Here is a 24,389-nt window from a genome sequence, read left to right as displayed (position 1 = left end):
CCGTTTGTGCCTGAAACTTATTCAGACAGCCAGTTGTGATGAAAGACGCCTTCTTTGTCCACACGTTTGAAGGTGTGGGCACCGAAGTAATCGCGCTGTGCCTGAAGCAGGTTCGCTGGCAGGCGTTCTGTGCGGTAGCTGTCGTAGTATGCCAGGGCGCTGGAGAAACCGGGAACCGGAACCCCTTGGGCCACGGCAGCGGAAACCACTTGGCGCCATGCGGACTGGTAAGTGTCCATGATGTTCTTGAAGAACGGATCAAGCAGCAGGTTTTTGAGCTCCGGATTGTTCTCGTAGGCATCGGTAATGTTCTGCAGGAAGCGGGAACGGATAATGCAGCCGCCGCGCCAGATTTTGGCCAGGTTGCCGTATTTCAGATCCCAGTTGTATTCCTCGGAAGCTACACGAAGCTGTGCGAAGCCTTGGGCATAGGATACGATTTTGCTGGCGAACAGCGCCTTGCGCACGTTCTCGATGAACTCGGCTTTGTCGCCCTTGAAGGGCTCGGTTACGGGACCGCTAAGCACCTTGCTCGCTGCAACCCGCTCTTCCTTCATTGCCGACAAGAACCGGGAGAATACGGATTCTGTGATCATGGACAACGGCACACCGAGATCCAGCGAGCTTTGGCTTGTCCATTTGCCCGTACCCTTTTGGCCGGCCGCGTCCAGAATGACGTCCACCATCGGTTTACCGGTTTCTTCATCATATTCTGCAAAAATATCCTTGGTAATCTCGATCAGATAGCTGTCGAGCTCTCCGCTGTTCCAATCCGCAAAGATGCTGTGCAGCTCTTTGGCATCCAGGCCAAGCACATCCTTCAGCAAATGATAAGCCTCGCCGATCAGCTGCATGTCTCCGTACTCGATGCCGTTATGCACCATTTTTACATAGTGCCCTGCACCATCCGGCCCGATATATGTACAGCAAGGCTCTCCGTCCACTTTGGCCGAAATTGCCGTAAGAATTGGTTCTACCAGCTTATAGGCGCTTTCCTGGCCCCCAGGCATGATGGATGGCCCTTTCAGTGCGCCTTCTTCACCGCCGGATACACCGGTGCCGATGAAACGGAAGCCTTTAGCCTCCAGCTCCTTATTGCGGCGGACTGTGTCAGGGAAATAAGCGTTGCCCCCGTCGATGATGATATCGCCTTGATCCAGATGCGGCAGCAGCTGCTCAATGGTAGCATCGGTTGCTTTGCCTGCCTGAACCATGATCAGAATTTTACGCGGCACTTCCAGTGATTCGACAAACTCCTCAATGGAAAAAGTGCCTACCAGGTTTTTGCCTTCCGCTTCGCTGATCAGGTCATGAGTCTTCTCCGAAGAACGGTTGTACACCGATACGGTGAAACCTCTGCTCTCGATGTTAAGAGCCAAATTTTTACCCATTACCGCCAAGCCAATGACGCCGATTTGTTGTTTTGCCATCTGGTTCCCCACCCTTTGCATCTTATATTTTTGTGAAATTCCATTTCTCGCAGTATTAGAATACCATCCTTTGTTAGAGACAGCAAAGTCCTACCGCTTGAAAGAGATCAACTTCATTGACAAAATCCTGCATGATCACGGAAATTGCTCACAATGAGTATTTTAACGTTTTTGCAGGCAGAAGTGAATACCCGCTTCCAGTTCGGCGGCAAACTACAGGGCACCCCGTATACGGGGTGCCCTGACTCAGTCCAATACAGCATATCACCATTCAAGCATGTTTAATTCTCTGGTCAATTCAGCAAGTCTGGCTTTGCATGCCGCAGCCAGCTCTTCATCATTGCCCTGAATCGCCTTGTGCAGCAATCCCAGCTGCTCATCCACCTCAAGCCTGCGGTCCCGGATACGTTCCTCCCCTTCCACGGAGTAGAAGAGCTTCGTCAGTTCCTGATCGGAGAGCAGAGGGCCTTTCTGATACAGCACGCGCTGCTGATACCCGGAGATTTCGACCAGCCGGATAACCTCGCCGAATAAAATATTCTCAATGATAATCTGGCGGTCGCGGAACCGCTTGACAACGGCGTGTCCGCGCATATCACCAATCAGCTTCTCCATCCATTCCGACAGGCGCGCATCACGGATCATATAATCTCCCACCAGCTTGAAGCCATCCTTAATCCGCTGGAAGCGCAGCTTGACTAGCTTGCGTCCGGTGCGCACCGAAATAAGAAAAACCGTTTCATTTTCACTCCAATAAAGGGAATAGCCTTCCTTAATCAGGTCCTTGATCAGGTCCTGGATATGCTGCCTGTCAAAGCGCAGCTCCAGATTGCAGTACTCGACTTCGTCATTTTTGTTCACGGCACTCCCCCCTAACGGCATTGTTTCAGCAAAGCCATCTTCATTTGCCTAACCTAGAGTAGAACTGACTGCCGGACCTCCACTTGCAATATTTAATTTTGCGTTCGTCTTACACTTATTTTATACTTCATTTTATGTAGCGGTAACTTGGTTTATTGACTATTTTTACCCGCTGCCTGCCATTTCAAAACGCCTGCCCCCGTTTTTGCAGCAATTTCATTGATATTATTGACCATTTTTTATACAAGGAGACCTGACATGCCATTTCAAGGATTTACTGCTGAAGATTTTGATGTCTTTCATATTGAGGGCCTGGAGCCGCGGATGGAGGCGCTGATCGCCGGAGTCCGGCCAAAGCTGAACGAACTGGGCGGAGAGATCGCCCCTCTTTTGTCCATGCTCACTGGGGAGGAAATGTTCCCGCATGTCGCCAAACATGCCCGCCGTACCGTTCATGCGCCGAAGGATACCTGGGTTGCGTGGGGTCCAAATAAAAGAGGCTATAAGGCACTGCCGCATTTTCAAGTGGGCATGTTCCACAGCCATTTGTTTATTGTCTTCGCCATTATTTACGAGAGCAGCAATAAAGCAACCTTCGCCGAGGCGCTGTCCAGACATCTGGACGATGTTCAAGCAGAGCTGCCAGCCGATTACTTCTGGTCTACCGATCATTTAGACCCCCGCGGCACACCTCAGGCAGATATGGATAAGGGGGCATTTGCCGAGCTGACACGCAAGCTTAAGGAGGTCAAAAAAGCCGAAGTCACCTGCGGGCTCCGCATAGACAGGGATGACCCGGTTTTGGCGGACGGAGACAAGCTCCTGGCCGTTATCCGGCAGACCTTTGAGACGCTGCTGCCGCTCTACCGGATGTCCTTCTAAGTTTGCCCGTTATCTGTACCGGCCTTCTGCACCTCCTGCAAAAGCTGCTCATCCAAGCCGCTGGCTCCCGGTTTCTTCCGGTTGTCCAGCGGCTTTTACTGTGCTTCATCAGAGACAATACGGGGCCTCAGCCCGTTCCCAGCTTCCGCTTGGTTCTGTGGACTATGAGCAGATGCAGTCCGAACAGGAGGACCATTACCAATGCACTGGCCAGAAAAGGAGAGCTATGCCCAACCGAGTCCCAGAGTTTCCCCGAGATCACCGGCCCGGCTACCATGCCGGAACCCTGCAGCGTCAGGAAAAGGCCCCATACGGTACCCCTTTCACCCTTCGGCACCTGCTTGGCCAGAAAAGCGTTCCAGGCAGGCAATATCAGCGCATAGCTAATGCCTACAAGCGCTACCGCACAGAAGGCGAGCGGCAGCCAGCGCACCTGGGAAAAGAAGGCCAGCGAGCCGGCAGCGAGCAGGAAGCCGATATTCAGGAAGACCGTTGTTCCGATCCGGTCGACCAATTTGCCTGCCGGAATCAGAGCCAGTACAGTGATGCCGCCTCCTGCGATCAGCAGCAGGCTGAACTGGTTAGGCGTTACATGGAGCTCGGAGCGGGCAAACAGGGTCACTACAGGGGTCATCAGACCTATCGCAAAAGCCTGCAGGAACAGCGCCGGGAACAGCAGACGGCTGACCTTAAGGGTGGTTCTGACCTGATGGAACGTCCGTTTCAGACTCTCCAGCGGGTTCACCCGCCCACGAACAGCCGCCGGCCCTTCCCCACCGCCCCGCACAATGGCATGAGGCGCGTGAGTGCCTATCCTGGACGGCAATAACAGTGAGACGGCTGCCACTGCAGCTGCACAGCCCATAAGCACAAGAAACATGGAGTGATAGCTCTGTCCGCCATGATCCATCAGAAAGTTGACTACAATGGGACCAATTCCGGTTCCGGCCAGAGAGGCCATCTCTACAGCCCCCATGGCTGCGCCGCTGCTTCCGCTTTCCGTTGAACCGGCCAATTCGGTAATCCCCGTCATGGTGCAGGGCCACAGCGGGGATGTCCCAATGCCCAGAATGAGACAGGCCACCGATAACCATACAGCGTCCTTCGCATAGATAATCAGACCTACTGCAACGAGGATCAGCAGCAGAGCCCCCGTCATTGTCCAGCGGTATCCTATCCGCTCCATCACCCAGCCTGAGGGGCTGCGGAAGAGGTTGTCTCCCAAATACTGCATCGCAAAGGAGAAGCCCACTACGGTCACCGAGATGCCGAGAATATTCTCCATGTAGACCGGCAGCAAGGCTACGAGCAGCGATCCTTTAACAAATTCCACCAAAAATATGATCACCCACATCTCCAAAATGAACGGGGAGGCCAAATTGATATGCATACGCTGCGCTACTTTGCCAGACATTCCATCACATCCTAGTATTATGTTGATTGATTTGTTATACTGGGGCTTGCTTGAAAAAATTACTCTTCACGAAAGGTTGTGACAGCATTAAATGGATCAACACGTAACTCCCCTCTTCACCGCTCTCAAAAAGCATGCCGCCGGAAACCCAGTTCAATTTCATATTCCCGGGCATAAGAAGGGGCTAGGAACCGATGCCGAATTCCGTGAGTTTATCGGCGATAACGCTCTATCCATAGATTTGATCAATATCGCACCGCTTGATGACCTTCATCAGCCTACCGGCGTAATTCTTGAAGCTCAGAAGCTGGCTGCGGAGGCTTTCGGTGCCGACTATACGTATTTTAGCGTACAGGGCACGAGCAATGCCATCATGACTATGATCCTCTCTGTCTGCTCGGAAGGAGATAAAATTATTGTGCCGCGCAACATTCACAAATCCGTGATGTCGGCCATTATTTTCTCCGGAGCCAAGCCTGTTTTTGTCTCTCCTGTTCAGGATGAGAATCTTGGGATAGACCATGGTATTACCACCAGCGCACTCGAGAAGGCCTTAAGGCGCCATCCCGATGCCAAGGGTGTACTTGTTATCAATCCTACGTATTTTGGCGTTTGCGCCGATCTGCGTTCGATTGTCGACCTGGCCCACAGCTACGGGGTTCCCGTGCTGGTGGACGAGGCACATGGAGTACTGATTCATTTTCATGAGGATCTCCCGGTATCGGCCATGCAGGCCGGAGCAGACTTGGCGGCAACCAGCGTACACAAGCTGGGCGGCTCCATGACCCAGAGCTCCGTGCTCAATCTGAATGCCAAGACCGGACTTGTTAATCCGCAACGGGTACAGACGATCCTCAGCATGCTAACCACAACTTCAACATCATATATTCTTTTAGCGTCCCTGGATACCTCCAGACGCAATCTGGCCCTGAACGGCCACGAGATGGCGGCAAGAACCATTGCCCTGTCCAACTATGCGCGTGATGCGATCAATAACATTGATGGCTTGTACAGCTTCGGCAAAGAAATTCTCGGTACAGAAGCCACCTTTAACATCGATCCTACGAAGCTCAATATTCATGTGCGCCATCTCGGCATCACCGGTTACGAGACGGAAAACTGGCTGCGCGAGAAGTACAAGATCGAAGTAGAGTTAAGCGACATGTATAATATTCTTTGCCTGATTACCCCCGGAGATACCCAGGAATCTGTCGATAAGCTGCTTTCTGCCCTGCGTGTGCTGTCAGCGATTCATTACAGCAAAGGCGAAATTTATGAGCTTAAAGTACAGGTGCCGGAAATTCCGCAGCTGGCCTTGATTCCCAGAGATGCTTTTTATGCAGATACACAAGTGGTGCCCTTCCGCGAGTCTGCAGGCTATATCATTGCGGAGTTCATTTATGTCTACCCTCCGGGAATCCCTATTCTGCTCCCCGGTGAAGTTATTACCCAGGATAACATCGATTATATCATCGACCATGTGGAAATCGGACTGCCGGTCAAAGGCCCCGAGGACCGCAGCATCAATTACGTCAAAGTCATTGTGGAGGCTGAGCCGATCTCCTGATCGGCTGCCATCACTCGGCGGATAAGAAACACAAAAACCCGACACTTAACAAGTATCGGGTTTTTGTGCGCCTTTAGCTTAGCGTCACAGCCTTGTCCAAGGCGGTTTTCAGCACTATGGCTACACTGAAATCTATTCTTGCTGGGCAAGCAGCTCATTGTATGCTTCTTCAACAGCTTTCCATTCAGCTTCATCTTCAATGTTGTAGAGTACCATTTCTTCATCTTCTTCTTCCATGCGCAGAATGATGCCATCCGCTTCAGGGTTTTCGCGTTCCAACAGCAGAGCGTATAGCTTCTCGCCTACATCGAACGTTTCCACCAGCACCATTTCCACATCTTCGCCCTGCTCATTCGTCAAGGTCAGCACAAACTCCTCGTGCTCATGGTCGTGATCATGTCCGCAACCGCATGCTTCACCATGTTCATGGCCATGCTCATGTTTGTGATCGCTCATTGAAATACCTCACTTTAAATTGATTTATCCTACATTTGGTATCGTAACACGTAAGATAAGTCAGGTCAATTTGAGGGAGGCCTGAATCGGCTAATCCAGCGCAGTGATTACTTTCTCTGACACAAGTACATAATCGGACCCTTTGGAAGGCTTAATATAGAACCCTACCCGGTATTTGCCGGCATCTTTGAAATCATAAGTGAATTCCGAAGTCGGGAACCAGAAGTCCTCCTTCTTCGAGCTTCCGAGATCCTGGGACTGAATGTCCTTCACGCTGCCGGACGGGTCCGTGATGGCCACCTTCACCGCTGCAACCTCCTCGGTTAAGCTGTCTACCTGGGTCAGCACCTTGATCTTGAGCTTGCCTACGTTCACATTGCCAAAGACGTTGTCACCCTTGAACAGCACAATATGGACATTCGGCTTGAGAATGCTCAGCTTGCCTGAACCATCCCAGTTGACGACGCCCCCTGCCTCCCTGGCGGGAATATAGGCTTTACCGTCGATTAAATAACCGCCATCGGCCACTTCTTTGCCGTTGCTCCATACTCTGATCTTCTGGTTAACCGCATCTGCAAATAATAATGATCCTCCCATTAAGGAAAATACAACCAGACACACAGCAATTTTCTTCCATCTCATCGCTAGAGACCCCCAAGTAATTCATGCTGTTAATATATACTGCAAAAATAGCTACAAGTTGCGGAATGGCAGGGGATTATTTCACTCCTTTTGTAAACAATGATACGATAGGATCAATAGATTCCAGCCGCGATTACAGGAGGGCTTCTTCATGACTATTTATTTACAAATGCTGGGCACAGGAGATGCCTTTTCCACAAAATACTATAACAATAACGCTGTGCTGCAGGACCATGGATACACACTTCTGATAGATTGCGGAGTGACTGCACCCCAGGCGATGAAGTCACTCGGGAAATCCTTTCGGGAGGTGAACGAAACGCTGATTACGCATATCCATGGCGATCATATCGGCGGACTGACAGAGCTGGCCCATACACCAAGCCAGGAACCTCATGGCAAAATGACACTGCTGCTGGCAGAGACTCTAATCGATCCGCTGTGGCAGCACCCGCTCCTTGAACCTTTGCACCGGAAAGGGGCCACCCGGTCGCTAGCCGATATATTTAACGTCAAACCGCTGAAACCTGACACTCCGTACAAGCTGTCTCCTTCCCTTACACTGGAGCTGATCCGCACGCCACACATGCCCGGGAAAGCAAGCTATTCGCTTCTGCTAAATGAGTGTATCTTTTACAGTGCAGATCTGACTTTCCAGCCCGAACTTCTGCTCCACCTGGTCCATAACCGCGGGGTCACGAAGATTCTGCATGACTGCCAGTTGAGCGGACGCGGACAGGTGCATACTACCCTTAGAGAACTGATGTCCTTGCCGGAAGAAGTCCGGAAGCTGATTATGCTGATGCATTACAGCGATGAGAAACCAAAGTTCGAAGGGCATACCGGGGAGATGGAATTTCTGGAGCAGCAGGTGCCCTATGCGCTGCCCGGCTGCAGGAAGGACTCTTTATAGCGCACAGCGTATACCCGTTAATATTTAGACAAAAACGGCCGGACAGTGCGTCAATCGACGCCTACCCGGCCGTTCTGATCTATACGGGCTAAAACTGCGGAAGCTGATCCAGGTTGTTGGTTGGATCGCCATCGGCATCGCCGCGGATGTACATTTCGCCGTCTCTGCCTTTAAAAACATTCACACCGGCAATGGCACCGGCCTGAACCTCCTGCAAAGCCTGCTGGTAATCAAGCACCCGTCCGGAAGAGGTCTGGAAGCTGACCAGGTCTCCGTCACCGTTACGCTGGGCGGCTATAAACCGTTCACGTGCACTGTTCATCACTTAGGATCTACTCCTTCGCGCTTGGATTGGCCATGATTAGGCTCTATTCTAGCTTCTCCTGAAACGGTAATGAGTATGTATTCCTGCAGGTTAGAGCGCCTTTTCCATCCGGACATGCAAAATGCCCGCATCATAGAAAGGCTCTAAGGATATCACCTTATAGCCAAGCTTGATATAAAAATCCTCCGCATGGCACTGTGCGTCCAGTATGGAGGATTGAAGACCAATCTCCCGGGCAAGTCCCTCCAGTGCCAGCAGCAGCACACGCCCATATCCCTTGCTGCGGTATGCCTGGTGAACAGCGATCCGCTGCATTTTGGCCGTACCGGCTTTGTAGTATATCAATCTTCCTGTGGCTACCGGGATGCCTTCATCCAGCAGCAGCATGTGATGAACGTTGTCTCCAATCACATCATATTCATCCACTTCTTCTTCCAGCGGTACTTTCTGCTCTTCAACAAAGACTTTTTTGCGGATGTCCAGTCCCATTTGGAGCTGTTCATCCGTGGTCACACGTACAATTTCTGCTGCCATTTTCCTTTGTTCCCCTCTCAAATAGGTCAAAACGATAGTCGACCTATTATACAGAAATTCCATTTCTCTGTACAGATTAAGAGATGAACGCTGTACCCTCCCAGGAAACCGCTGCTAATGGCCTGAATAGACCTCTTCCGGGATCGAACGGTCATATACATCCTGCATAACCGGTGACAGCGTGCTGTCTGTTCCCCCCAGCGGCCCATCAAGGTTGGTCATCCTATGGATTTCCACAGCGCCCGGGGCCTGATCCTGCGCTGCGCAGCCTGCCGTACTCAGAAGCATGAGCAAACAGGCCGCTGCCTGTAATGAATTCCTGCGCATAAGCTTTCCTCCTATCCCTTCAGCTTTTTACAGCTTTGACGGTTTGGAGCGATGCTAAACGGAGGACTAGAGATTTACATTCCCCACCACATGCACTAAATACATCAGGTACCCAATCCCTCCCGCGAGCGCAGCATAAGCAGCACCATATTTCCAGCGGTCCCTTGCCGGCACATCATAGTATTTGTCATTCTCATACACAGAATACCGGACCTCACACAGCGCGTTCAAATGCAGTCCTGTCTCCTCCGTAATGTGCTCAAGCCGGGTTAGCTTCACCTTTTCAATAATACTCTGTACAGGCAGTCTGGCAGTACCATAATAGTCCAGGCTTTCATAGCGGATGCCGATATACTGCTGCCGTTCCAGATCGCTGTAAGTGGTGAACGGCAATTCCCTGGTGTGCTCCGGCCCCGGAATCAGATAGCCTTGTTCCCTTAAATGTTCTACAGGGATGAGGAATCTGAGCAAAAGGGTCCGCATCTGGCTGTTCTTCTTCCGGCTGATATACTTCTTGTACAAATCATAGGCAAACAGCACCCAGATAATCAGGAACAGGATCGATTTCAGATAGATGATTACTCCTAGTCCGCCGATCAGTCCGACCAGCCACAGCCAGCGTGTGACCGCAGTTGCAATACGCCCTCCATCCAGCGGGTGAATTGGCAGCAAATTGATCAGGTTGAGCAGAAATCCGACGTAGGCCAGAGAATACAGAAGCGGACTGTGATAATAATAGGCAAATGCAAAAACAACCGCTGCCCCCGCGCTGCCCAGGATAGGTCCTCCAAAGGCTACATAAGCCTCCATTTTAGCGTCCAGCGGCTGTTTTTTCATAGTGATCAATGCGCCCAGAAAAGGAATAAACAGCGGAGCGCTAACCGGAAGACCAATCCGCTTCGCGGCAATCACATGCCCCAGCTCATGGACAAACAGCAGCAGCACAAAGCCGATGGCGAACTGCCAAGGATAGATCAGTGCATAAGCCCCTACAGAAAACAACATGGATATCAGCGGACCGGCTATTTTTCCCAGCTTCAGCAGAGATAAAATCGCCTTCCCTTTCAGGAGCAGCATGGCTGCCCCTCCTCCCAACCATTTCAGCCCGGTGGAAGTTTTATTCTTGGATTCATTGGGTTGCGGCAAATTCGTTGCTCCTTTATCTTGGTTTGATTCAAGATTATCATTTTGAGGGAGGCGATTCCACTATTGCGGGGAAAGCAGGGCCAAAAGGCCAAAAAAGTTCCCTCCAGCACCGATTACTGCAATCAGCGGCCGAAGGGAACAGAATTCCGATTATTGGTTTATCATTGGCAGCTGCTTAGGCCTGGCTCGGAAAACGGCCGCCTGCGGCAGCACCTAGGCCTATGGCCGATACTTCCAGCCCAACTTGTCCAAGTTTTCTAGTATTCATATTGTGGCTCCCCTCTTCCTTTGCGGTATTGGAAAATGTATCACCACCCCATTCTATCCCCCGCTTCGGGATGCAGCCACAGTATGTTTATGCTAGTAAGATCTTTACCAGGGAAGCATGAGGTTATCCGCCTGCGGTGTTCTCTGGTATATCCTGCGCAGCATTCAGAACCGGTGTGTAGACGCATATATGCAGATCGGGATGCTCTGCAATACTGGCAACGGAGTGAATATCGTAGGCATTAGGCACCGCCTCAGCAGATTTCCGGATGTACACCCGGTTCACTCTTTTATGCTCCACATCATGCAATTCCCAAATGCGCTTGAACTCCGGACTGTCCGCGCAGAGCCGTTCCACAAATTCCTTATAAAAAGCTTCGCCATGCTGCTTGTCATAATACGTTCTAAAAACGGCAACGGAATGGCGGGCGAACTCCTCTCAGTTCACCATACGCTGCCGCAGTGAAGGATCGGTAAACATCAAGCGAAGCATTAGGCGCTCCGGTGCCGGCAAAGAGTCAAAGTCAATGAGTATTTCGGCGGCGGCCTCATTCCAGGCCAGAATTTCGGATTTTTCATTGCTGATAAAAGAAGTATAGGCCAACTACCGGATAATATCCTGCCATTGCGGATTCAGCACTGTATTAATAGAAGAAACCTGCTCCGGCTCAGAGGGATTCCATAGCTCCATCAGATGCTTGTTCTCGTCCGGAGTCAGCTGCAGGGCCCTCCCTATATTCTCCATAATGTCCCGGGATGCAGTAACCTCTCTCCCCTGTTCCAGCCAAGTGTAGTAGGTAGCGCTGACCCCGGCCAGCAAAGCTACCTCTTCCCGCCGCAGCCCCGGCGTTCGCCGCTGATTGTAGGAACCGCTCAAGCCAGCCTGTTCCGGCTGAAGACGGTTCCGCCGCGATCTGAGATAATCGCCCAGCACTTTGAATCTGCTGCTGTCACTTCCCATAGTCCAACCTCTTTTCCAAGCCATGTTTATTGTATTCTACCCCAGCCGGAGCAGCAGATAAAGCTTATACCTTAATCCACAACAAACTGCCATTTGGTGCGTTAATCTTCTGTTAATCCGCTGAGCAACATTCCAGATCATCCCAGCGTCTGCCCCATTGAGGTAATTTTTCGCAAAAAAAACAGTCCTTGCTTGCTCCCTCCAGCAATTGATCGTTCTATGTATCATAGCTTATCCTACGCTATTCCTCCGGCAGCAACGATAGAATAATTTGTATATCAGGTATTTGCGAGCCTGCCCAGAAAAAAACATTGCCTTCCCCTCACATCCTATGGTATTATAAATTTCGTTGCAGGACGGTAGCTCAGCGGGAGAGCACTATCTTGACAGGGTAGGGGTCATGGGTTCGAACCCCATCCGTCCTATACTGCACCATCTCTAAAAACCCTTATTATATAAGGGTTTTTTTCTTTTCTCTTCAATTCGCTTAACTAACTTAATTGTGCTTGAAAATTATTTTGGGGACGAATTGTTTGATATTTTTTATTCGGAGTGATTACTTTAACTTTCGCTGGTAAAGGAACATCTAATACTGCTAACGCGATTCTAACTTTATATTCTAAGAATTTCTCGTCCACCGGATTTTTATATTTGGACCATTTTCTTTTTTCCCGCATTGTGTCATCAATTTATTCATGTGTTATTATTTTCTACATCACCTTCTTAATTTAATTATCGGAGGTATTGTGGCACTCATCTTAGGGGAGTGTCTGTTACGTTATCATCGAGAGTCAAAGGGAATGAACCAAAGAGCTCTTACAAAACAACTTTTAGATGATTATAGTGTTTCAGTATCGGACACCATGACTTCCCAATGCAGCTCCTCTAATCGAGCGCAAAGTTCATGCTGCATCTTGATGTCATTTGTCTCATCAGCTATTAAAGATAACTGCTTAAACCATGCCCAATCCCAGCAGTAAATTACGTTTGCTTGCTGGCAGATCTCCATTTCAAGTTTTTCAGAATTTTTCAAAGAACGTTGATTACTGATAGTCCATAATTCAGCCATTCGTTCATGTGCATACAACTACCCCTCCTATATGATGCGAGGACGCTGGCAGCCCTCGTATGGCGGATTCCGCAACCATCCCGACAAAATAAAAGTGGAACGGAAAGCAAACAAAACCCCGCCAGTACAATCACTGACGAGATTTCGTTTATTTAAGATGATCTTTTAATACTGTCCCTAGCTCTGCAATATACTTGCTTAACCGCAGGCTTATCTCTGTACGCATAACATCCCTCGTCAATCCAAACCGTTCCTGATATCCCCGGCAAAAGACTTTGTGATATAGGATAAATTCGTCCTGCTCATCCGCCAGCACCTTGATATTCCGCTGCTTGAGCTACTTCTGCAGTAGATAGGTACCCTGCATGATCCGGCGCTGGATGGCTTCAATGGCCAACAGATACGCACGCTTCAAAATACTGCCGGAGTGTTCCAACTCCTTCAGGCTCTTTCTAACCATGGTATCTATGTAAGGAAGCAAAATGAGATCACGGACCATCGTCCTCTCTTCAATCGTAATCATTTTACTACCAGCATCACGCTGCTGCCCCTCGAACTGCTCAACATGCTCAGTCTTGATCATTTTTGTTTTCCAGCGCTCATTCCCGTCGAGCTTGCTCATTTATAATGACCTCCAACCTGGTCACTGTGACCCCTCTAATGATACAGCCAGCAATCTATGTTAGTGCCGCCACTTGCGTTCTGTGCGCCTCCCTGCGGCATCGTATCATACGGAACACCTTTTCCAGCCCTCAATAATGACGGCTGTCTCGATAGGTTGAGACGGACTCCAGGTTATGTAATTTTCAGCGACCAGTATTTTAAACCCCTTGTTTATCTCCGCTGGCCGCCGCCCGCTTAACCGCCTTAACTCCGGAAGATTCGGCATCCGCCTGAAATGGTAACGAAACTGTGCGATGACACGCAGCAGCTTACGCGGGGTATCGTCAAGCATATCTCCTCTCCTGCACTGGCTGCCAGGCCATGATGTTGGCGACCAGGAATACCCGAGGCGCGCCGGTAGTCAGGCAGGTCGCCCGTATACGGCCATCGTGGATGCCGTGTACTTCACTCTTGCGCTGCGTGATCTTTCCCGCTTTATCCATATATACTATTTCAACGGTATGACCAATGTGCATGTGCATTTGATCGCCTCCAGAGACAAGAACGTTTGTTTGTATTATAACCACAATTAGGTAAAAACATTAAGATGTCCATATTTTCCTCCTTTAAAGATAAGTTATCACTTTTGATAAATCATTACAAATTCTGAAGGAAAAACACCTCAGAAATCTCACCTAAACTTAGCTTTAAAGCAAGATCATCAGCAAATACCAAATTAATATGCTCCAAGATTATGGTTGCAAATCACGAAGGCGATTATGAACATATAGAAAATCATTTCTGGACATGGCAATTTTCAGAACCCATTGGGCTAATTCATCTTTAGGGTTAAACATTGATTTCATTTTAAAAACTGCCTCTTGACTTGGTATATAAACCACTCCCGAAGTGCAATTTTAGTATTTGCTAATCAGTATATTTGACAAGGTTATTTATGTAAACGACAAAAAGCCCACCGAAACCAGTGAGCATATTCCCAAGCTTAAAAATTACATAGTAAATATTACCCAATTTTGATAGAATGATTTTGATTAATTATCAAATTTAGGGGGATAATCATGATTGTATTTGTCATTTTAGGATTACTTGCAATTATCTTTATAGGGGCTGCCGTTTATGGAGTAAAACAAGGAATTGAAAAATCGAAAAAGCTTAAAGAAGAGATCGCGGAAACCGGAGCATTGCAAGGGATTTATGTAACTCACGTGGAAGGGCTTGGCATCGGAAATGTCGAGTGCAAAATCTTTAGATTTTCTGATCGTGTACTTATTGATTCAAGCAAACAAAAGTTTGAAATATACCTGGACCAACTTAGAGCCGCCGAAGCCAAAAGTGAGAAAGAGTTAATCGAAAAGGGAAAAAGCGTTGTTGGTCGTGCTGTAATCGGCACACTGCTTGTCCCAGGACTAGGGACAATTGTCGGGGGAATGTCCGGTATAGGAAACAAAAAGAAGAAAGGAAAAACTAACCATTATATGATATTTAATTTTATCGATTCTAAAGGGGAGTTGTCGGCAGTAACTTTTCAAGACGTTATATCGTTTGGCATAAATGACTTCTGCAAAAACATAAACAATTCCCCTCGCGAATCCAATGTAGTCAGACTTTAAAAAAACAGTAAGCCCGCCGACCAGTTAAGGTTGACGGGCTTTTAGTTTTGCCGATGCTTTCGGACTGCACGCTCGGTGCTTCCGATCCGTGTAATAAAACAATAGCACATCTGGATCAATGTATGTGACGATAAGGATAAATTTTCCTTAACGAAAAGAAATACCCCACCATTACTGGCAGGGTACGGTACATCCGTTACATTTATTTTATTGTGCCTAGAACAAGTTGTAAATGCTATTTCGAATATTCATCCACACTGAAGGTGAGGATCTTATCAAAGATCACATAGTCTTTTCGGTTGGTGAACGGCCCTTTGTTGTTGTCATGCTTATCAATAGCATACGATGCCTTCCCTGCACCGGCTTGCTTATTCTCATACCAGGTGATAAAGGAATTCACTTCTTCCATACTCAGGTCAAATTCTTTTTCAAGGCCGGTGTTCATCGTTACAACCAGGATTGCACGGTTACCGGTCGGTTGCTCTGGAGTTGGCGATGGTGTTGCGGTTGGTGAAGGTGTAGGCGTAATCGTTGGTGTTGGCTCAACAGTTGGTTCTGGTGTGACGGTAGGTGTTGGTCCTGGTGTTGAATTATACATTTCAAATGCTCCAAGGGTTACAGCGGTAGTACCATTGTTCATGGTAATATTCAATCGGTACTTTTTAAAAGCTACCCCATTCTCGAATGAGAACACCTTTTTGACACCTTTAGCCCAATCCGATACGTTTGCCTGTTTATCAAGTACTACCCAATCAGTTCCATTCCAACCTTCAAACGTCCAATCACGAGGGCACTCTTTGGCAAAGCTGATGTCTTCTCCACGTGGCATCAATTTATATTTATTAACTACGACTGAGGCCTCAAACTCATAAGCGATCCATCCAGCCTGGGTTACATTGGATGCCCATCCAACATCATTAGGTTTTCCGTCAAATACACTAAAGGCTTGGTGGTTCGTACTCCAAATACTACTCGCACTCGCAATTCCAGAAGGAGCCGTGTTAGAAGTCATAACAGGCACTAAATTCACTTCCTCAGTGGTAGCTGCATTGACTAATGGTTTAGCCAGTATTACAGTAAAAATTATACAAGATACAACAAGCAAAAAGATTTTCTTCATATGTACTCTCCTTTTAAATTGTATGTACCAAGCCTACACTAAATAAAGGCGAACAAACAGTCTGTTATTCGACAGAAATTTACAATACACTTAAGGGTTATTGAGGGAATATGTGGATTTGAAAAAGGAGTCACTAGCTAGCATTAGATTATCGAAGTTTTGAGCAGCGCCCCTTTGCTTGTTTGGCAACAGATGGCTGTACGTGTCCAGTGTGATGCGATATTGGCGTGTCTAAACCTCTCGGACACTATCTTCACATTTTCGCCTGATGCCAGCATCAATGATGCATGAGTGTGACAAGGACTGTGAAAGGATATTCATTACGCACACTTCATCAAAGTGGAATTTTCTGTTTGGTTTTCCCGTTAGAAACAATAGCGGACAGGCAGTCGATTTTATCTACTTCCGCACTGGTCTGATATACTTAAAATACCGGTCCGGATTAAAATAGAAGTAAATTATTCTACCGGGGGAAGTATCAAAGCAGTAACCAGTGCCTGCAAAATCAAAAGTTGCCATTGCCTTTTCAATCTTTTCCTCCACACTACGATTTTCCTGCTCATAATCGAATGGCCCATGTTCAAAAACAATATACTCGGCTTCGGGAACATCAACCATAAGCATTTGCGGTGGTACTTCGCCTTTATAATCAAAAGGAAGTCGTACACCATGACACTCTGTACGTGGAATACCCCAATCGCAGAGTCTGCCGTCCGGGTCATTAATGTACGCCATAATCTGACCGCTGCCGCCGTTAGATTCGCTCCCGCCATCGTCATCCAATTTGCCCTTGATACTATCGAGCAGGCCGCAAATGGTTTCGCAGTCTTGTCCTGGAATAAGACTTTGCTTTTGCCAAAAATCCCAATACCCATTACTCTCATAGTTTTTAATGTGCAAAAATTTGTGAGCGGGGATAGTTACAAAATAAATTTTAACATGGTCTGTAGATTTCAACATACCAATCTCTCCCAATCCCAAAAAGTAGCGGTCGAAAGGGTTTATTTTTGTACGAAGAACGACAGGCTTAGGCTTTTTTCGGTATTCGCTTGGAGTTACACCATACGTTCCCTTTAACGCTCTGGTAAAAGCTTCATGTGATGAAAAACCATAATCACAAGCAATATCTAAAAGGCTTTTTTCACTATCCCGAACTTCTTTTAGGGCAAAGGCTAATTTTCTATGCCGCAGATAATCCCTAAATTGCATACCCGATATTTCTTTGAATTTTCTCGTTGTATAAAAATCGGAATAACCCAGCCTGCGGGATAGAAAGCGTAGTGTCAAGGCTTCGTCATTATAATTTTTAATATATTTGTCAATTTCATCAACGATTATTTGAATTTGTTTCTGCCACTCGTACATTCGCCTAATCACCCCGTTTCAATCACCCTATATTTATTATAAAGAAACAGAGAGATCACTGCTTGATTTTACTTGCTGTTCCTTCATTTGTTCTTTTAAGTTCTGCATCGTCGCGTCTAGCCTACAATATGAAGTTTTTAATACTTCTATCAAAGAAATTGTCGTTAGCAGCATGTTCATCATCCAGTTTCCGGCACCGGATAAAGTGCGTATACAACACACAGTACCAGCCATACAACTTTTGAAATCTATATTTGCACATTCACCAGGTATATTAAGAAAAATCAGCACAAAAATGCCGTTTCTCCAAACCGGAAAAACGGCTGGTTTAAAGCATAATATTTAATTATTTTAATTGAAATCCCATAATAGCAAGTATTAGTTAATGAACGTATGTATCCGCACCTTTTAAGAACAATAACCACTTGATTAGTCCGCCTTCAGATGGAACACTACGTTCATCTAGCAACGGCAACTCCAGGAAATGCTTATGCGAACAATGGAATGTGATGAACAACAAAAGGATACATAAAGTAAAAAGAGGGATCCTGCACATGCAATGGGCCAGTGCGCATATGATTGATTATAGAATGCTTACTAATTATTGGAGGCCTAAGCTCATGTATATGGTGTATCCGTATTGGTTCAGATCACAATTTGTCCCTATTTGGGCAACTTCAACTCCAGATGCACTTGAATTAATGAGGAGTTCAGTCCAAGGCGAGCGAAATGATGAACTTTTTTATGACCAACTCATTCAACTTGCTCCGAACCCTGAACAAGCCGAAGTTATTACCTCTATTCGGAATGATGAACGAGGGCATAATCAAATGTTCCGGCAAATGTACAGGGAATTAACAGGATATGAAGTGACAGGAGTTAGCAATGAAGTCCCTGAACAAGTTACTTCGTATACTGCCGGTTTACAAAAAGCCTTTCAAGGTGAATTGTCTGCAGTTGAAAAGTACCGAAAGATATGGTTCGGCCTTCCATATGGCGTTTATAAGGATACTTTGTACGGCATTATTCTTGATGAGCAGAAGCATGCAGCGAAGTATAATAATCTATTGCTGTGAACTCAGCTGCATACCGGTAGTAATTGCATGCACTGCCGCCCCCATTACAGCCAGTAAATTACGGATGTATGAGGATTTATTATGGCCCTTTGGATTGTGATCCCCACTTCAACAAAGAAGGCAGACAAAAAATCGTTGATAAATTTGTTACAGAAAAATAGAAAAAAGCCCGTGGTCTGGTCAGGGCTTTTTTTATGCAGCTTATGTCCTCACTTTAAAGCGGAACCTCGTTCTCGGATGAACCGACCACCCGCTATCTTAATACTCTCTGGAGAGTATCCTTCAACTATGCCCCCGTAATCCACGCCCTTCTGGATCATCTTCTGGCCGCAACATACTGATACCTTCGATTGTGCCAAAGCCGCCACGTGGAAGTCTGCATCACTCTCCATGACTTATGTAGTGCTCAAGTGATCACTCCTTCATTAGGAAGGTAGCGAAACGATCATCGTACTTTGTAATTTCAACTTCTATAACTTCATACTGGGCAATTTTATTTTGATAAAACGGGTCTTCCTTCAAAATAAAGTCTAATTCTTCTTTACTTGTGGCATTAATTAAAATTACACCACCAGTTCTAGGGACCTTCCTTCCCGAGAATATAAACTTATTTGAGTTGTAATACTTTTCAAGAAATCTGACATGCTCTTCAAGATGATTTTCAACCTCACTTATCGACTTTATATAACTCAAATTCACAATAAACATGTACGTCCCCCTCAAATTGAAATGTGCTATCAGACTGGCAGTAGACTGTCCATCCGTTTTATTTGGAACATTATGTATATGACGATAAGGAAAATTTTCCTGATGCGAAACTGGACTAAATCCGGCATGCTGCGGATCAGCATCTTTTGTTAAAAGTTTTTTTGTACATTCCCTCGCTAGTATCTAGATTTATAGGATCAAGCAGAGTACAACTTAAATGTATGTAATCATCAGGAATTCAGTCCAATCTATAATTGCAGATTCACAATAGAATAACGTATAACATTGAAATGGAGTGATGATAAATGGCAACAATTATAAGTTATGGTTCACAGGCAAAAATCCCATTAGACCCGCTTACTATTACTACAACGGTTGTTGGGACTCCTGGAGCTGGAGCGGGTCTAGCCACAGCGCAAGTAAATATTAGTCCGGCTAATCCTGCCTCTTTCTCCAGTAGAGTCGAGTTAAATGGTAGTTTTAGTCTTACTGCACTTGCTAATAGTCAATTCTTTGTTATAATTCGGCGTGCTGGAGTTGATATTTATCGATCCTTTTATCGTTTTACTACAACTACTGATATTCAAATAAATGTTCTCTGGGTTGATGGTCCTTATCTTGGAGTCCACAACTATGAATTGGTAATCCAAAATGATAGCAACTTGCCTATAAATCTATTTGGACCCATAGCATTCACAGCAACTGCTATTGGCGGAGAGGGCGTAATTTAAGCTTTCTCCGAGGCTTCATTGCTGCTCATAACTATTTATGAAATCCGTCCAATATTCTTCGCCAACTGATTTTTGACTTCCTCCTATAAATATAATCCTTTTATTTTCATAATCAACGTCACTTATTTGATATAAATTTGCTAAATCATGTTCTGAAATACGTTTGAGGAAATCGGGAAACGGCGAATATTCCGTCGCCTCGTCCAAATTATTATACGAAGGAATAATAAAATAATCACCAAAGTTAGTCATCGCAATAAGCGAGCCATTTTCATGAACCTTTAAATCAATTACTACTTTTATGCATCCAGAACTACAAATCCCCACCTTCATTTCCAGGGGTTTCAGAACTTAGGGTTAGGTTCTGAAACCCCATTTGAGCTATCCCGAAGGATAGCTTTTAATTGAATACCACTGATGTATTTAGTTCTCCCACAAGCTGGCACACTTTTTTGATGCCGCTTTTGGACATTGTGCAATATTTTGAATCCTTGGTCCGTTCGCGTTCGAAGTAAGCAACCTTCAGAAGACTGTTGATCTCCACTATGTTGTGGATGTTTATACTATTGTTACGGTCTGCTAAGTAAAAGGTGTACCCCGATGCATTTAAAACCCTTGTCCAATATTTTAGTGTACCGGTTGTGTAAAATACAGAGTCCAAAGTGTGCAATAATATGATGCTTGAGGAGCTGTCTGTACCCAGAAATATGATATCTTCCCCTCTTACAGGAACAAGCCCTGACTGTCCCTCTAGATCTGTAGTAGCGCTTATCATACTCATGCTAAACCTCCAAACTATTTCAGCAGTTCTTCGGGCACTTCCGGCTGGTTGATATATACAATACTGGTGCTCACAAGCACAACCAAAGCAGCCATTCCTGACAAAACAGACGCCAGCCCATATACCGCTTTACGCTGAATATCCTTGATCATATTGATTTCACCCCCCTCCAAGCAAGGAATAGAGTACAAGCCTGCGCGAAGAAGCTTACTGCAACTACTGCTGAACAGAACAGCATATTAAAAATAATTAGGATGCCTGCAGCTATTTTGAGTTTTGGCCAATGACGTTTGGGAATACGAGTCTGCCGTTCAATTCCTATAGGCGCTAACCATAGTACAAGGGCCAGACTTACAGCGTTTAATGCTTGAACGTACACATTACCCAGCTCCACAAAGGATAAAAGAGTGAATAATGCCGTGGTGAAGACTACACATTGGGTTCCAGATTTAAGGTGTACTCCCCCGGATACCTGCCGCAGCAGTGCGAATGAAATCAATATCAACCCAGCTTCAGTTAGGCGGCCGGTAAATAGAGATATTAACAACGTCAACGAGATGATAGACAGCACATTTAGAACCACGGCTATTGCAAACTTAAGCACGGCGTGTGAGGCCGGGTGGTCAGGAACAACATTCTTTATTCCGGCTGCCAATCTTGTGGAAATAACATCAATCAATGTCTTCCTGCGCCTCCTTTCGAATAGCGTAGTAGAGCAGAAACATCATGACTGAAGCAAAAAACAATATGTTCACGAACAAATCATTATAATAGAAGATGACCGAAACGGAGACCAGGAAGATTATGATTAATAAGACCATCAGCATATCTTCGAATTTAAAACGGAGCCGTTCAAAATCGAACTTAAATCCCCAACCGATTTTATACAGTAATACTGACAAAAGAATGGTTATTAATCCGCTTGCAAACTGCAGCAAATAACCGTTCGAAGCCTCTCCTTGAGCAGCTGCAATAGATCCGAATAGCAGCTTGGCCAAGCCGGTTTGCAAAAAAGCGTATGCCACATAACCCAACACCGTTACAATTAAGGACCAGATTAAGGGGATCTTCACCACAGCCTTAAAAAAGATTGCAAACAGCAAAATCGTAATCAGCGGAACAAGGTATGAAAGTGAAAATTCATTGCGCATGATATAACTCTGCAGATTAATGAGAAGCACCATGAATAAGGCTTGCCAAATATAATTCATAAATTTAAACCTGAACAGCGACATTATGAGACAATACACCGAAAGGGTTTCAATTGTTGAAAATGCCATATATCCAAAAGGTTCCCATGACAACACACAGCACCGCCTGACATAATTTTCATTCAATGCATTAATTATATATCGGAAAGAGGACTAACGTATAGTACTTATTTACTACAGAATTAGCCCCATCAGACGGGGTTACTTCAAGTACGTGCGAAGAAACCCCGCCAGCGATTGGCGGGGTTCTTTCTATTTTAGATGATCTCTTAACACCGACCCAAGGTCGGCTGTATATTGGGTCAGCCTTAAGCTGATCTCTGTCCGCATCACATCACGGGTTAGCCCAAAGCGTTCCTGGTATCCCCGGCAAAAGATTTTGTAATACACCAAAAATTCCTCCTGCTCATCCGCCAGCACTCTGATATTCCGCTGCTTCAGCTCTTTTTGCAGCTGATAGGTATCCTGCATGATCCGGCGCTGGATGGCTTGGCCGGCCATCGAATAGGCGCGTTTCAGAATGTTGCCGGAGTGCTCAAGCTCCTTGAGGCTCTTGCTAACCATAGTATCCATGTAAGGGAGCAGGATAAGGTCACGGACCATCGTCCTCTCTTCAATCGTTATCATTTTACCTCCGGCATCACGCTGCTGCCCCTCGAACTGCTCAACATGCTCGGTCATAATCATTTTCGTTTTCCAGCGTTCATTGCCGTCGAGTTTGCTCATCTATAATGACCCCCAATCTGTTCAGCTCTCTCCCGGGCAACTCCGGATTCAAGTAAAGATGAAGCCCTGATGAGGGCTTGATTTCCATACCGGGCTTTAATTCCGTCGATTGCGCGTTCCTTGTTGTAAGAGCGGACCCGGTCATCGAACAGCGTAAGCTGGATCACCCCGTCATCCGAAAGGCGGGACAACGTTATGGCTAAGCGCCCCACCGGCAGCCCGGACCAGTTGTCCATGAATAATGTAAGCGCCGCTGCGGCCACTTCATGCGTCAACGATGAAGGCTCGGGCAATGTCATCTGGCGCTCATAAGAGCATGAGCTCTCTCCGTCTGTCTCCAAAACGGAAATAGAGACCACCGCCCCCATGTAACGATACCGCCGTGCCCGCTGGCACACCTCGATGACAAGCTCAAGCAGCACAACCTCGATATCCGTCAGCCGGGTATATAAATTCCAGCGCAGGGCCTTGCCATGCCCCACGGACTTGATCTGATGCCGTATTCCTGTAACTACGGGACTAGGATCGAGCCCGCGCGCGGTTTGCCAATAATATTCTGCCTGGATATCGCTCTGCTTGCCCATGGTGGTTCGCATTCGCTGCTTAAACTCCGGCAGCTCCATTCGTGCAATGTCTCCGATTGTGGATATACCCATGCGCCAAAAATTCTTGGTCATTCTAGACGCCACCATAAACATATCCTGAACCGGCAGTCTCCAAAGGGTGGACTCCAACTGGTTAAAGGTAAGCTCGTATATCCCTTCCTTCATCTTTTTGGCGTAATTATCCGTCGCCATTTTGGCCATGACTTTAGTGGAACCAATGCCTATCCGGGTCCAGACGCCTGTCGACAGCAAAACATGGTGCTGGATTTTTTGAATCATGTCTTTCAATGACCCTCCAAAGTAAGCAAGAGAGCCTGTGACATCCAGAAACTGCTCATCGATGCTGTAGGGTTCCACCAGATCGGTATAGGTCCGATAAATTTCCGAGATCAGAAGCGAGACCTTAATGTAAGTTCCCATGCGGGGGCGTATGACAATTAGCTCCGGGCATTTTGCTAAAGCTTCACCTACACGTGAGGCCGTCGTTACGCCCTGTGCTTTGGCAATCGGGCAGGCTGCCAGTACAATGCCGTTCATTCTGGACGGATCTCCTACGGCGATCGGTTTATCTCTATATTCAGGATGGGCGGCTTTCTCCACCGAGGCATAAAAGGCTTGGCAGTCGGACAGTAGAATGACACGATCCTTAGGCATAGCGCTTCTCTCCTACCCGCCGCCAAGCGAGGATATTGGCAATAATAAATACGCGGGGTGCTCCGGCAGTAAGACAATGGGCCCGGAGCCGGCCGTCCCTGATTCCCACAACTTCAATTTTCCGCTGAGATATGTTTCCCAGCTTGTCCATATATACAATTTCGATCATTTGACCGTCTCGAATCTGCATAAGATCCGCCTCCACCACAGGAACATTTGTTTGTATTATAACCAAACATACGTTCTACAAACAACAAGTAAGATATTCTTACGCTGGGATAAAAAAGAAACCAAGAGATATCCAGACAACAGTGGCCGGAAGTTCAAACATTCTCTGTAGTCACGACCCATCCCGAAATAGAACAATCACAAGTTCAATCTATA

The 24,389-nt window shown here is 46.8% G+C and carries 29 protein-coding genes, 1 tRNA gene and 2 pseudogenes; 7 read left to right on the top strand and 25 right to left on the bottom strand.

Going from position 1 to position 24,389, the window contains the following annotated elements:
- Positions 1 to 17: 17 nt before the first annotated feature.
- Both gndA and PGRAT_RS12585 read right to left on the bottom strand, forming a co-directional pair.
- A complete protein-coding gene (gene gndA / locus PGRAT_RS12590) occupies positions 18 to 1,430 on the bottom strand; it encodes an NADP-dependent phosphogluconate dehydrogenase (RefSeq protein ID WP_025709348.1) in 1,413 nt (470 codons plus the stop codon).
- 264 nt (positions 1,431 to 1,694) lie between these two features.
- Positions 1,695 to 2,291: a hypothetical protein gene (locus PGRAT_RS12585; RefSeq protein ID WP_025709347.1), complete on the bottom strand. Its 597-nt coding sequence runs from the start codon at positions 2,289 to 2,291 to the stop codon at positions 1,695 to 1,697.
- A 258-nt stretch (positions 2,292 to 2,549) separates the two neighbouring features.
- On the opposite strand from PGRAT_RS12585, the gene PGRAT_RS12580 reads away from it, so the two are divergent.
- Positions 2,550 to 3,173 (top strand): DUF1054 domain-containing protein, encoded by a 624-nt coding sequence (locus PGRAT_RS12580; RefSeq protein ID WP_025709346.1) that lies wholly within the window; start codon positions 2,550 to 2,552, stop codon positions 3,171 to 3,173.
- Between the two features lie 127 nt (positions 3,174 to 3,300).
- On the opposite strand, the gene PGRAT_RS12575 is transcribed toward PGRAT_RS12580, so the two are convergent.
- Positions 3,301 to 4,587: an MFS transporter gene (locus PGRAT_RS12575; RefSeq protein ID WP_025708248.1), complete on the bottom strand. Its 1,287-nt coding sequence runs from the start codon at positions 4,585 to 4,587 to the stop codon at positions 3,301 to 3,303.
- A 91-nt stretch (positions 4,588 to 4,678) separates the two neighbouring features.
- On the opposite strand from PGRAT_RS12575, the gene PGRAT_RS12570 reads away from it, so the two are divergent.
- Entirely contained in the window at positions 4,679 to 6,154 is a 1,476-nt protein-coding gene (locus PGRAT_RS12570; protein ID WP_025708247.1) for an aminotransferase class I/II-fold pyridoxal phosphate-dependent enzyme, read from the top strand.
- Positions 6,155 to 6,286: 132 nt separating this feature from the next.
- On the opposite strand, the gene PGRAT_RS12565 is transcribed toward PGRAT_RS12570, so the two are convergent.
- Together PGRAT_RS12565 and PGRAT_RS12560 are read right to left on the bottom strand one after the other, a co-directional pair.
- Positions 6,287 to 6,610, bottom strand: a complete 324-nt coding sequence (locus PGRAT_RS12565; RefSeq protein ID WP_019911532.1) for a DUF1292 domain-containing protein — start codon at positions 6,608 to 6,610, stop codon at positions 6,287 to 6,289.
- A gap of 90 nt (positions 6,611 to 6,700) precedes the next feature.
- Positions 6,701 to 7,252, bottom strand: coding sequence for a hypothetical protein (locus tag PGRAT_RS12560; RefSeq protein WP_025708246.1), 552 nt, complete (start codon positions 7,250 to 7,252; stop codon positions 6,701 to 6,703).
- Positions 7,253 to 7,403: 151 nt separating this feature from the next.
- Here PGRAT_RS12560 and PGRAT_RS12555 point away from each other — a divergent pair, with 151 nt between their 5' ends.
- A complete protein-coding gene (locus tag PGRAT_RS12555) occupies positions 7,404 to 8,165 on the top strand; it encodes an MBL fold metallo-hydrolase (RefSeq protein WP_025708245.1) in 762 nt (253 codons plus the stop codon).
- Between the two features lie 88 nt (positions 8,166 to 8,253).
- Here PGRAT_RS12555 and PGRAT_RS12550 read toward each other — a convergent pair whose 3' ends face one another.
- The 6 genes and pseudogenes from PGRAT_RS12550 to PGRAT_RS34310 all read right to left on the bottom strand — a co-directional run bounded on the left by PGRAT_RS12550 (position 8,254) and on the right by PGRAT_RS34310 (position 11,725).
- On the bottom strand, positions 8,254 to 8,487 hold the full coding sequence (locus PGRAT_RS12550; protein ID WP_420329546.1) for a DUF3892 domain-containing protein: 234 nt from the start codon (positions 8,485 to 8,487) through the stop codon (positions 8,254 to 8,256).
- Between the two features lie 93 nt (positions 8,488 to 8,580).
- On the bottom strand, positions 8,581 to 9,024 hold the full coding sequence (locus PGRAT_RS12545; protein ID WP_025708243.1) for a GNAT family N-acetyltransferase: 444 nt from the start codon (positions 9,022 to 9,024) through the stop codon (positions 8,581 to 8,583).
- Between the two features lie 114 nt (positions 9,025 to 9,138).
- A complete protein-coding gene (locus PGRAT_RS12540) occupies positions 9,139 to 9,351 on the bottom strand; it encodes a hypothetical protein (protein WP_025708242.1) in 213 nt (70 codons plus the stop codon).
- Positions 9,352 to 9,417: 66 nt separating this feature from the next.
- Entirely contained in the window at positions 9,418 to 10,428 is a 1,011-nt protein-coding gene (locus PGRAT_RS12535; RefSeq protein WP_238326904.1) for a site-2 protease family protein, read from the bottom strand.
- 460 nt (positions 10,429 to 10,888) lie between these two features.
- Positions 10,889 to 11,368: pseudogene (locus PGRAT_RS34315) on the bottom strand (MmyB family transcriptional regulator).
- Positions 11,369 to 11,725, bottom strand: coding sequence for a helix-turn-helix domain-containing protein (locus tag PGRAT_RS34310; protein WP_238326903.1), 357 nt, complete (start codon positions 11,723 to 11,725; stop codon positions 11,369 to 11,371).
- A gap of 353 nt (positions 11,726 to 12,078) precedes the next feature.
- Here PGRAT_RS34310 and PGRAT_RS12525 point away from each other — a divergent pair.
- Positions 12,079 to 12,150: transfer RNA gene (locus tag PGRAT_RS12525), tRNA-Val, on the top strand.
- 413 nt (positions 12,151 to 12,563) lie between these two features.
- Here the strand turns inward: PGRAT_RS12525 and PGRAT_RS12520 are convergent.
- From PGRAT_RS12520 to PGRAT_RS12505, 3 genes and pseudogenes are all read right to left on the bottom strand, one after another.
- Positions 12,564 to 12,812, bottom strand: a complete 249-nt coding sequence (locus tag PGRAT_RS12520; protein WP_025708240.1) for a DUF7667 family protein — start codon at positions 12,810 to 12,812, stop codon at positions 12,564 to 12,566.
- Positions 12,813 to 12,942: 130 nt separating this feature from the next.
- Positions 12,943 to 13,317: pseudogene (locus PGRAT_RS35055) on the bottom strand (YhjD family protein).
- A gap of 424 nt (positions 13,318 to 13,741) precedes the next feature.
- The gene (locus PGRAT_RS12505; protein ID WP_025708039.1) at positions 13,742 to 13,939 is read right to left on the bottom strand and encodes a hypothetical protein; all 198 of its coding nucleotides are present in this window, start codon (positions 13,937 to 13,939) and stop codon (positions 13,742 to 13,744) included.
- Between the two features lie 537 nt (positions 13,940 to 14,476).
- On the opposite strand from PGRAT_RS12505, the gene PGRAT_RS31590 reads away from it, so the two are divergent.
- Entirely contained in the window at positions 14,477 to 15,028 is a 552-nt protein-coding gene (locus tag PGRAT_RS31590) for a hypothetical protein (RefSeq protein WP_025708038.1), read from the top strand.
- A 235-nt stretch (positions 15,029 to 15,263) separates the two neighbouring features.
- Here PGRAT_RS31590 and PGRAT_RS33870 read toward each other — a convergent pair whose 3' ends face one another.
- The gene (locus PGRAT_RS33870; protein WP_042266681.1) at positions 15,264 to 16,148 is read right to left on the bottom strand and encodes a discoidin domain-containing protein; all 885 of its coding nucleotides are present in this window, start codon (positions 16,146 to 16,148) and stop codon (positions 15,264 to 15,266) included.
- Positions 16,149 to 16,547: 399 nt separating this feature from the next.
- Complete coding sequence (locus PGRAT_RS12490) at positions 16,548 to 17,513, bottom strand: helix-turn-helix transcriptional regulator (protein ID WP_025706794.1); 966 nt, start codon at positions 17,511 to 17,513, stop codon at positions 16,548 to 16,550.
- Between the two features lie 620 nt (positions 17,514 to 18,133).
- Here PGRAT_RS12490 and PGRAT_RS12485 point away from each other — a divergent pair.
- Complete coding sequence (locus PGRAT_RS12485; RefSeq protein WP_025706793.1) at positions 18,134 to 18,589, top strand: ferritin-like domain-containing protein; 456 nt, start codon at positions 18,134 to 18,136, stop codon at positions 18,587 to 18,589.
- Between the two features lie 414 nt (positions 18,590 to 19,003).
- On the opposite strand, the gene PGRAT_RS12475 is transcribed toward PGRAT_RS12485, so the two are convergent.
- Positions 19,004 to 19,297: a YciI family protein gene (locus PGRAT_RS12475; protein WP_025706792.1), complete on the bottom strand. Its 294-nt coding sequence runs from the start codon at positions 19,295 to 19,297 to the stop codon at positions 19,004 to 19,006.
- A 305-nt stretch (positions 19,298 to 19,602) separates the two neighbouring features.
- Between PGRAT_RS12475 and PGRAT_RS12470 the strand changes: the two genes are divergently transcribed.
- Positions 19,603 to 20,028 carry a hypothetical protein gene (locus PGRAT_RS12470; RefSeq protein WP_025706791.1) on the top strand — a complete coding sequence of 142 codons (426 nt, stop codon included), beginning with the start codon at positions 19,603 to 19,605 and terminating at the stop codon, positions 20,026 to 20,028.
- Between the two features lie 15 nt (positions 20,029 to 20,043).
- On the opposite strand, the gene PGRAT_RS12465 is transcribed toward PGRAT_RS12470, so the two are convergent.
- The 8 genes from PGRAT_RS12465 to PGRAT_RS12435 form a co-directional block, all read right to left on the bottom strand.
- The gene (locus PGRAT_RS12465) at positions 20,044 to 20,361 is read right to left on the bottom strand and encodes a hypothetical protein (RefSeq protein WP_042266678.1); all 318 of its coding nucleotides are present in this window, start codon (positions 20,359 to 20,361) and stop codon (positions 20,044 to 20,046) included.
- A gap of 67 nt (positions 20,362 to 20,428) precedes the next feature.
- Complete coding sequence (locus PGRAT_RS34895) at positions 20,429 to 20,803, bottom strand: LytTR family transcriptional regulator DNA-binding domain-containing protein (protein WP_411830817.1); 375 nt, start codon at positions 20,801 to 20,803, stop codon at positions 20,429 to 20,431.
- A gap of 20 nt (positions 20,804 to 20,823) precedes the next feature.
- The gene (locus tag PGRAT_RS32330) at positions 20,824 to 20,961 is read right to left on the bottom strand and encodes a cyclic lactone autoinducer peptide (protein ID WP_081758884.1); all 138 of its coding nucleotides are present in this window, start codon (positions 20,959 to 20,961) and stop codon (positions 20,824 to 20,826) included.
- Positions 20,958 to 21,488 (bottom strand): accessory gene regulator ArgB-like protein, encoded by a 531-nt coding sequence (locus tag PGRAT_RS12455; protein ID WP_025706788.1) that lies wholly within the window; start codon positions 21,486 to 21,488, stop codon positions 20,958 to 20,960. Before PGRAT_RS12455 ends, PGRAT_RS32330 begins: the two co-directional genes overlap by 4 nt.
- A complete protein-coding gene (locus PGRAT_RS12450) occupies positions 21,481 to 22,020 on the bottom strand; it encodes a hypothetical protein (RefSeq protein ID WP_155990453.1) in 540 nt (179 codons plus the stop codon). Before PGRAT_RS12450 ends, PGRAT_RS12455 begins: the two co-directional genes overlap by 8 nt.
- Positions 22,021 to 22,272: 252 nt before the next feature.
- A complete protein-coding gene (locus PGRAT_RS12445) occupies positions 22,273 to 22,746 on the bottom strand; it encodes a YhjD family protein (RefSeq protein WP_025706786.1) in 474 nt (157 codons plus the stop codon).
- On the bottom strand, positions 22,743 to 24,005 hold the full coding sequence (locus PGRAT_RS12440) for a DNA polymerase IV (protein ID WP_025706785.1): 1,263 nt from the start codon (positions 24,003 to 24,005) through the stop codon (positions 22,743 to 22,745). The genes PGRAT_RS12445 and PGRAT_RS12440 overlap by 4 nt, the downstream gene beginning before the upstream one ends.
- Positions 23,998 to 24,195: a hypothetical protein gene (locus PGRAT_RS12435; RefSeq protein WP_025706784.1), complete on the bottom strand. Its 198-nt coding sequence runs from the start codon at positions 24,193 to 24,195 to the stop codon at positions 23,998 to 24,000. Before PGRAT_RS12435 ends, PGRAT_RS12440 begins: the two co-directional genes overlap by 8 nt.
- Positions 24,196 to 24,389: the final 194 nt, after the last annotated feature.

It is taken from the genome of Paenibacillus graminis (genome assembly GCF_000758705.1).
Taxonomy (GTDB): Bacteria; Bacillota; Bacilli; order Paenibacillales; family Paenibacillaceae; genus Paenibacillus_AQ; species Paenibacillus_AQ graminis.
The sequence above is the reverse complement of the archived record's forward strand: the minus strand, read 5'-3'. Positions and strand labels throughout refer to the sequence as shown.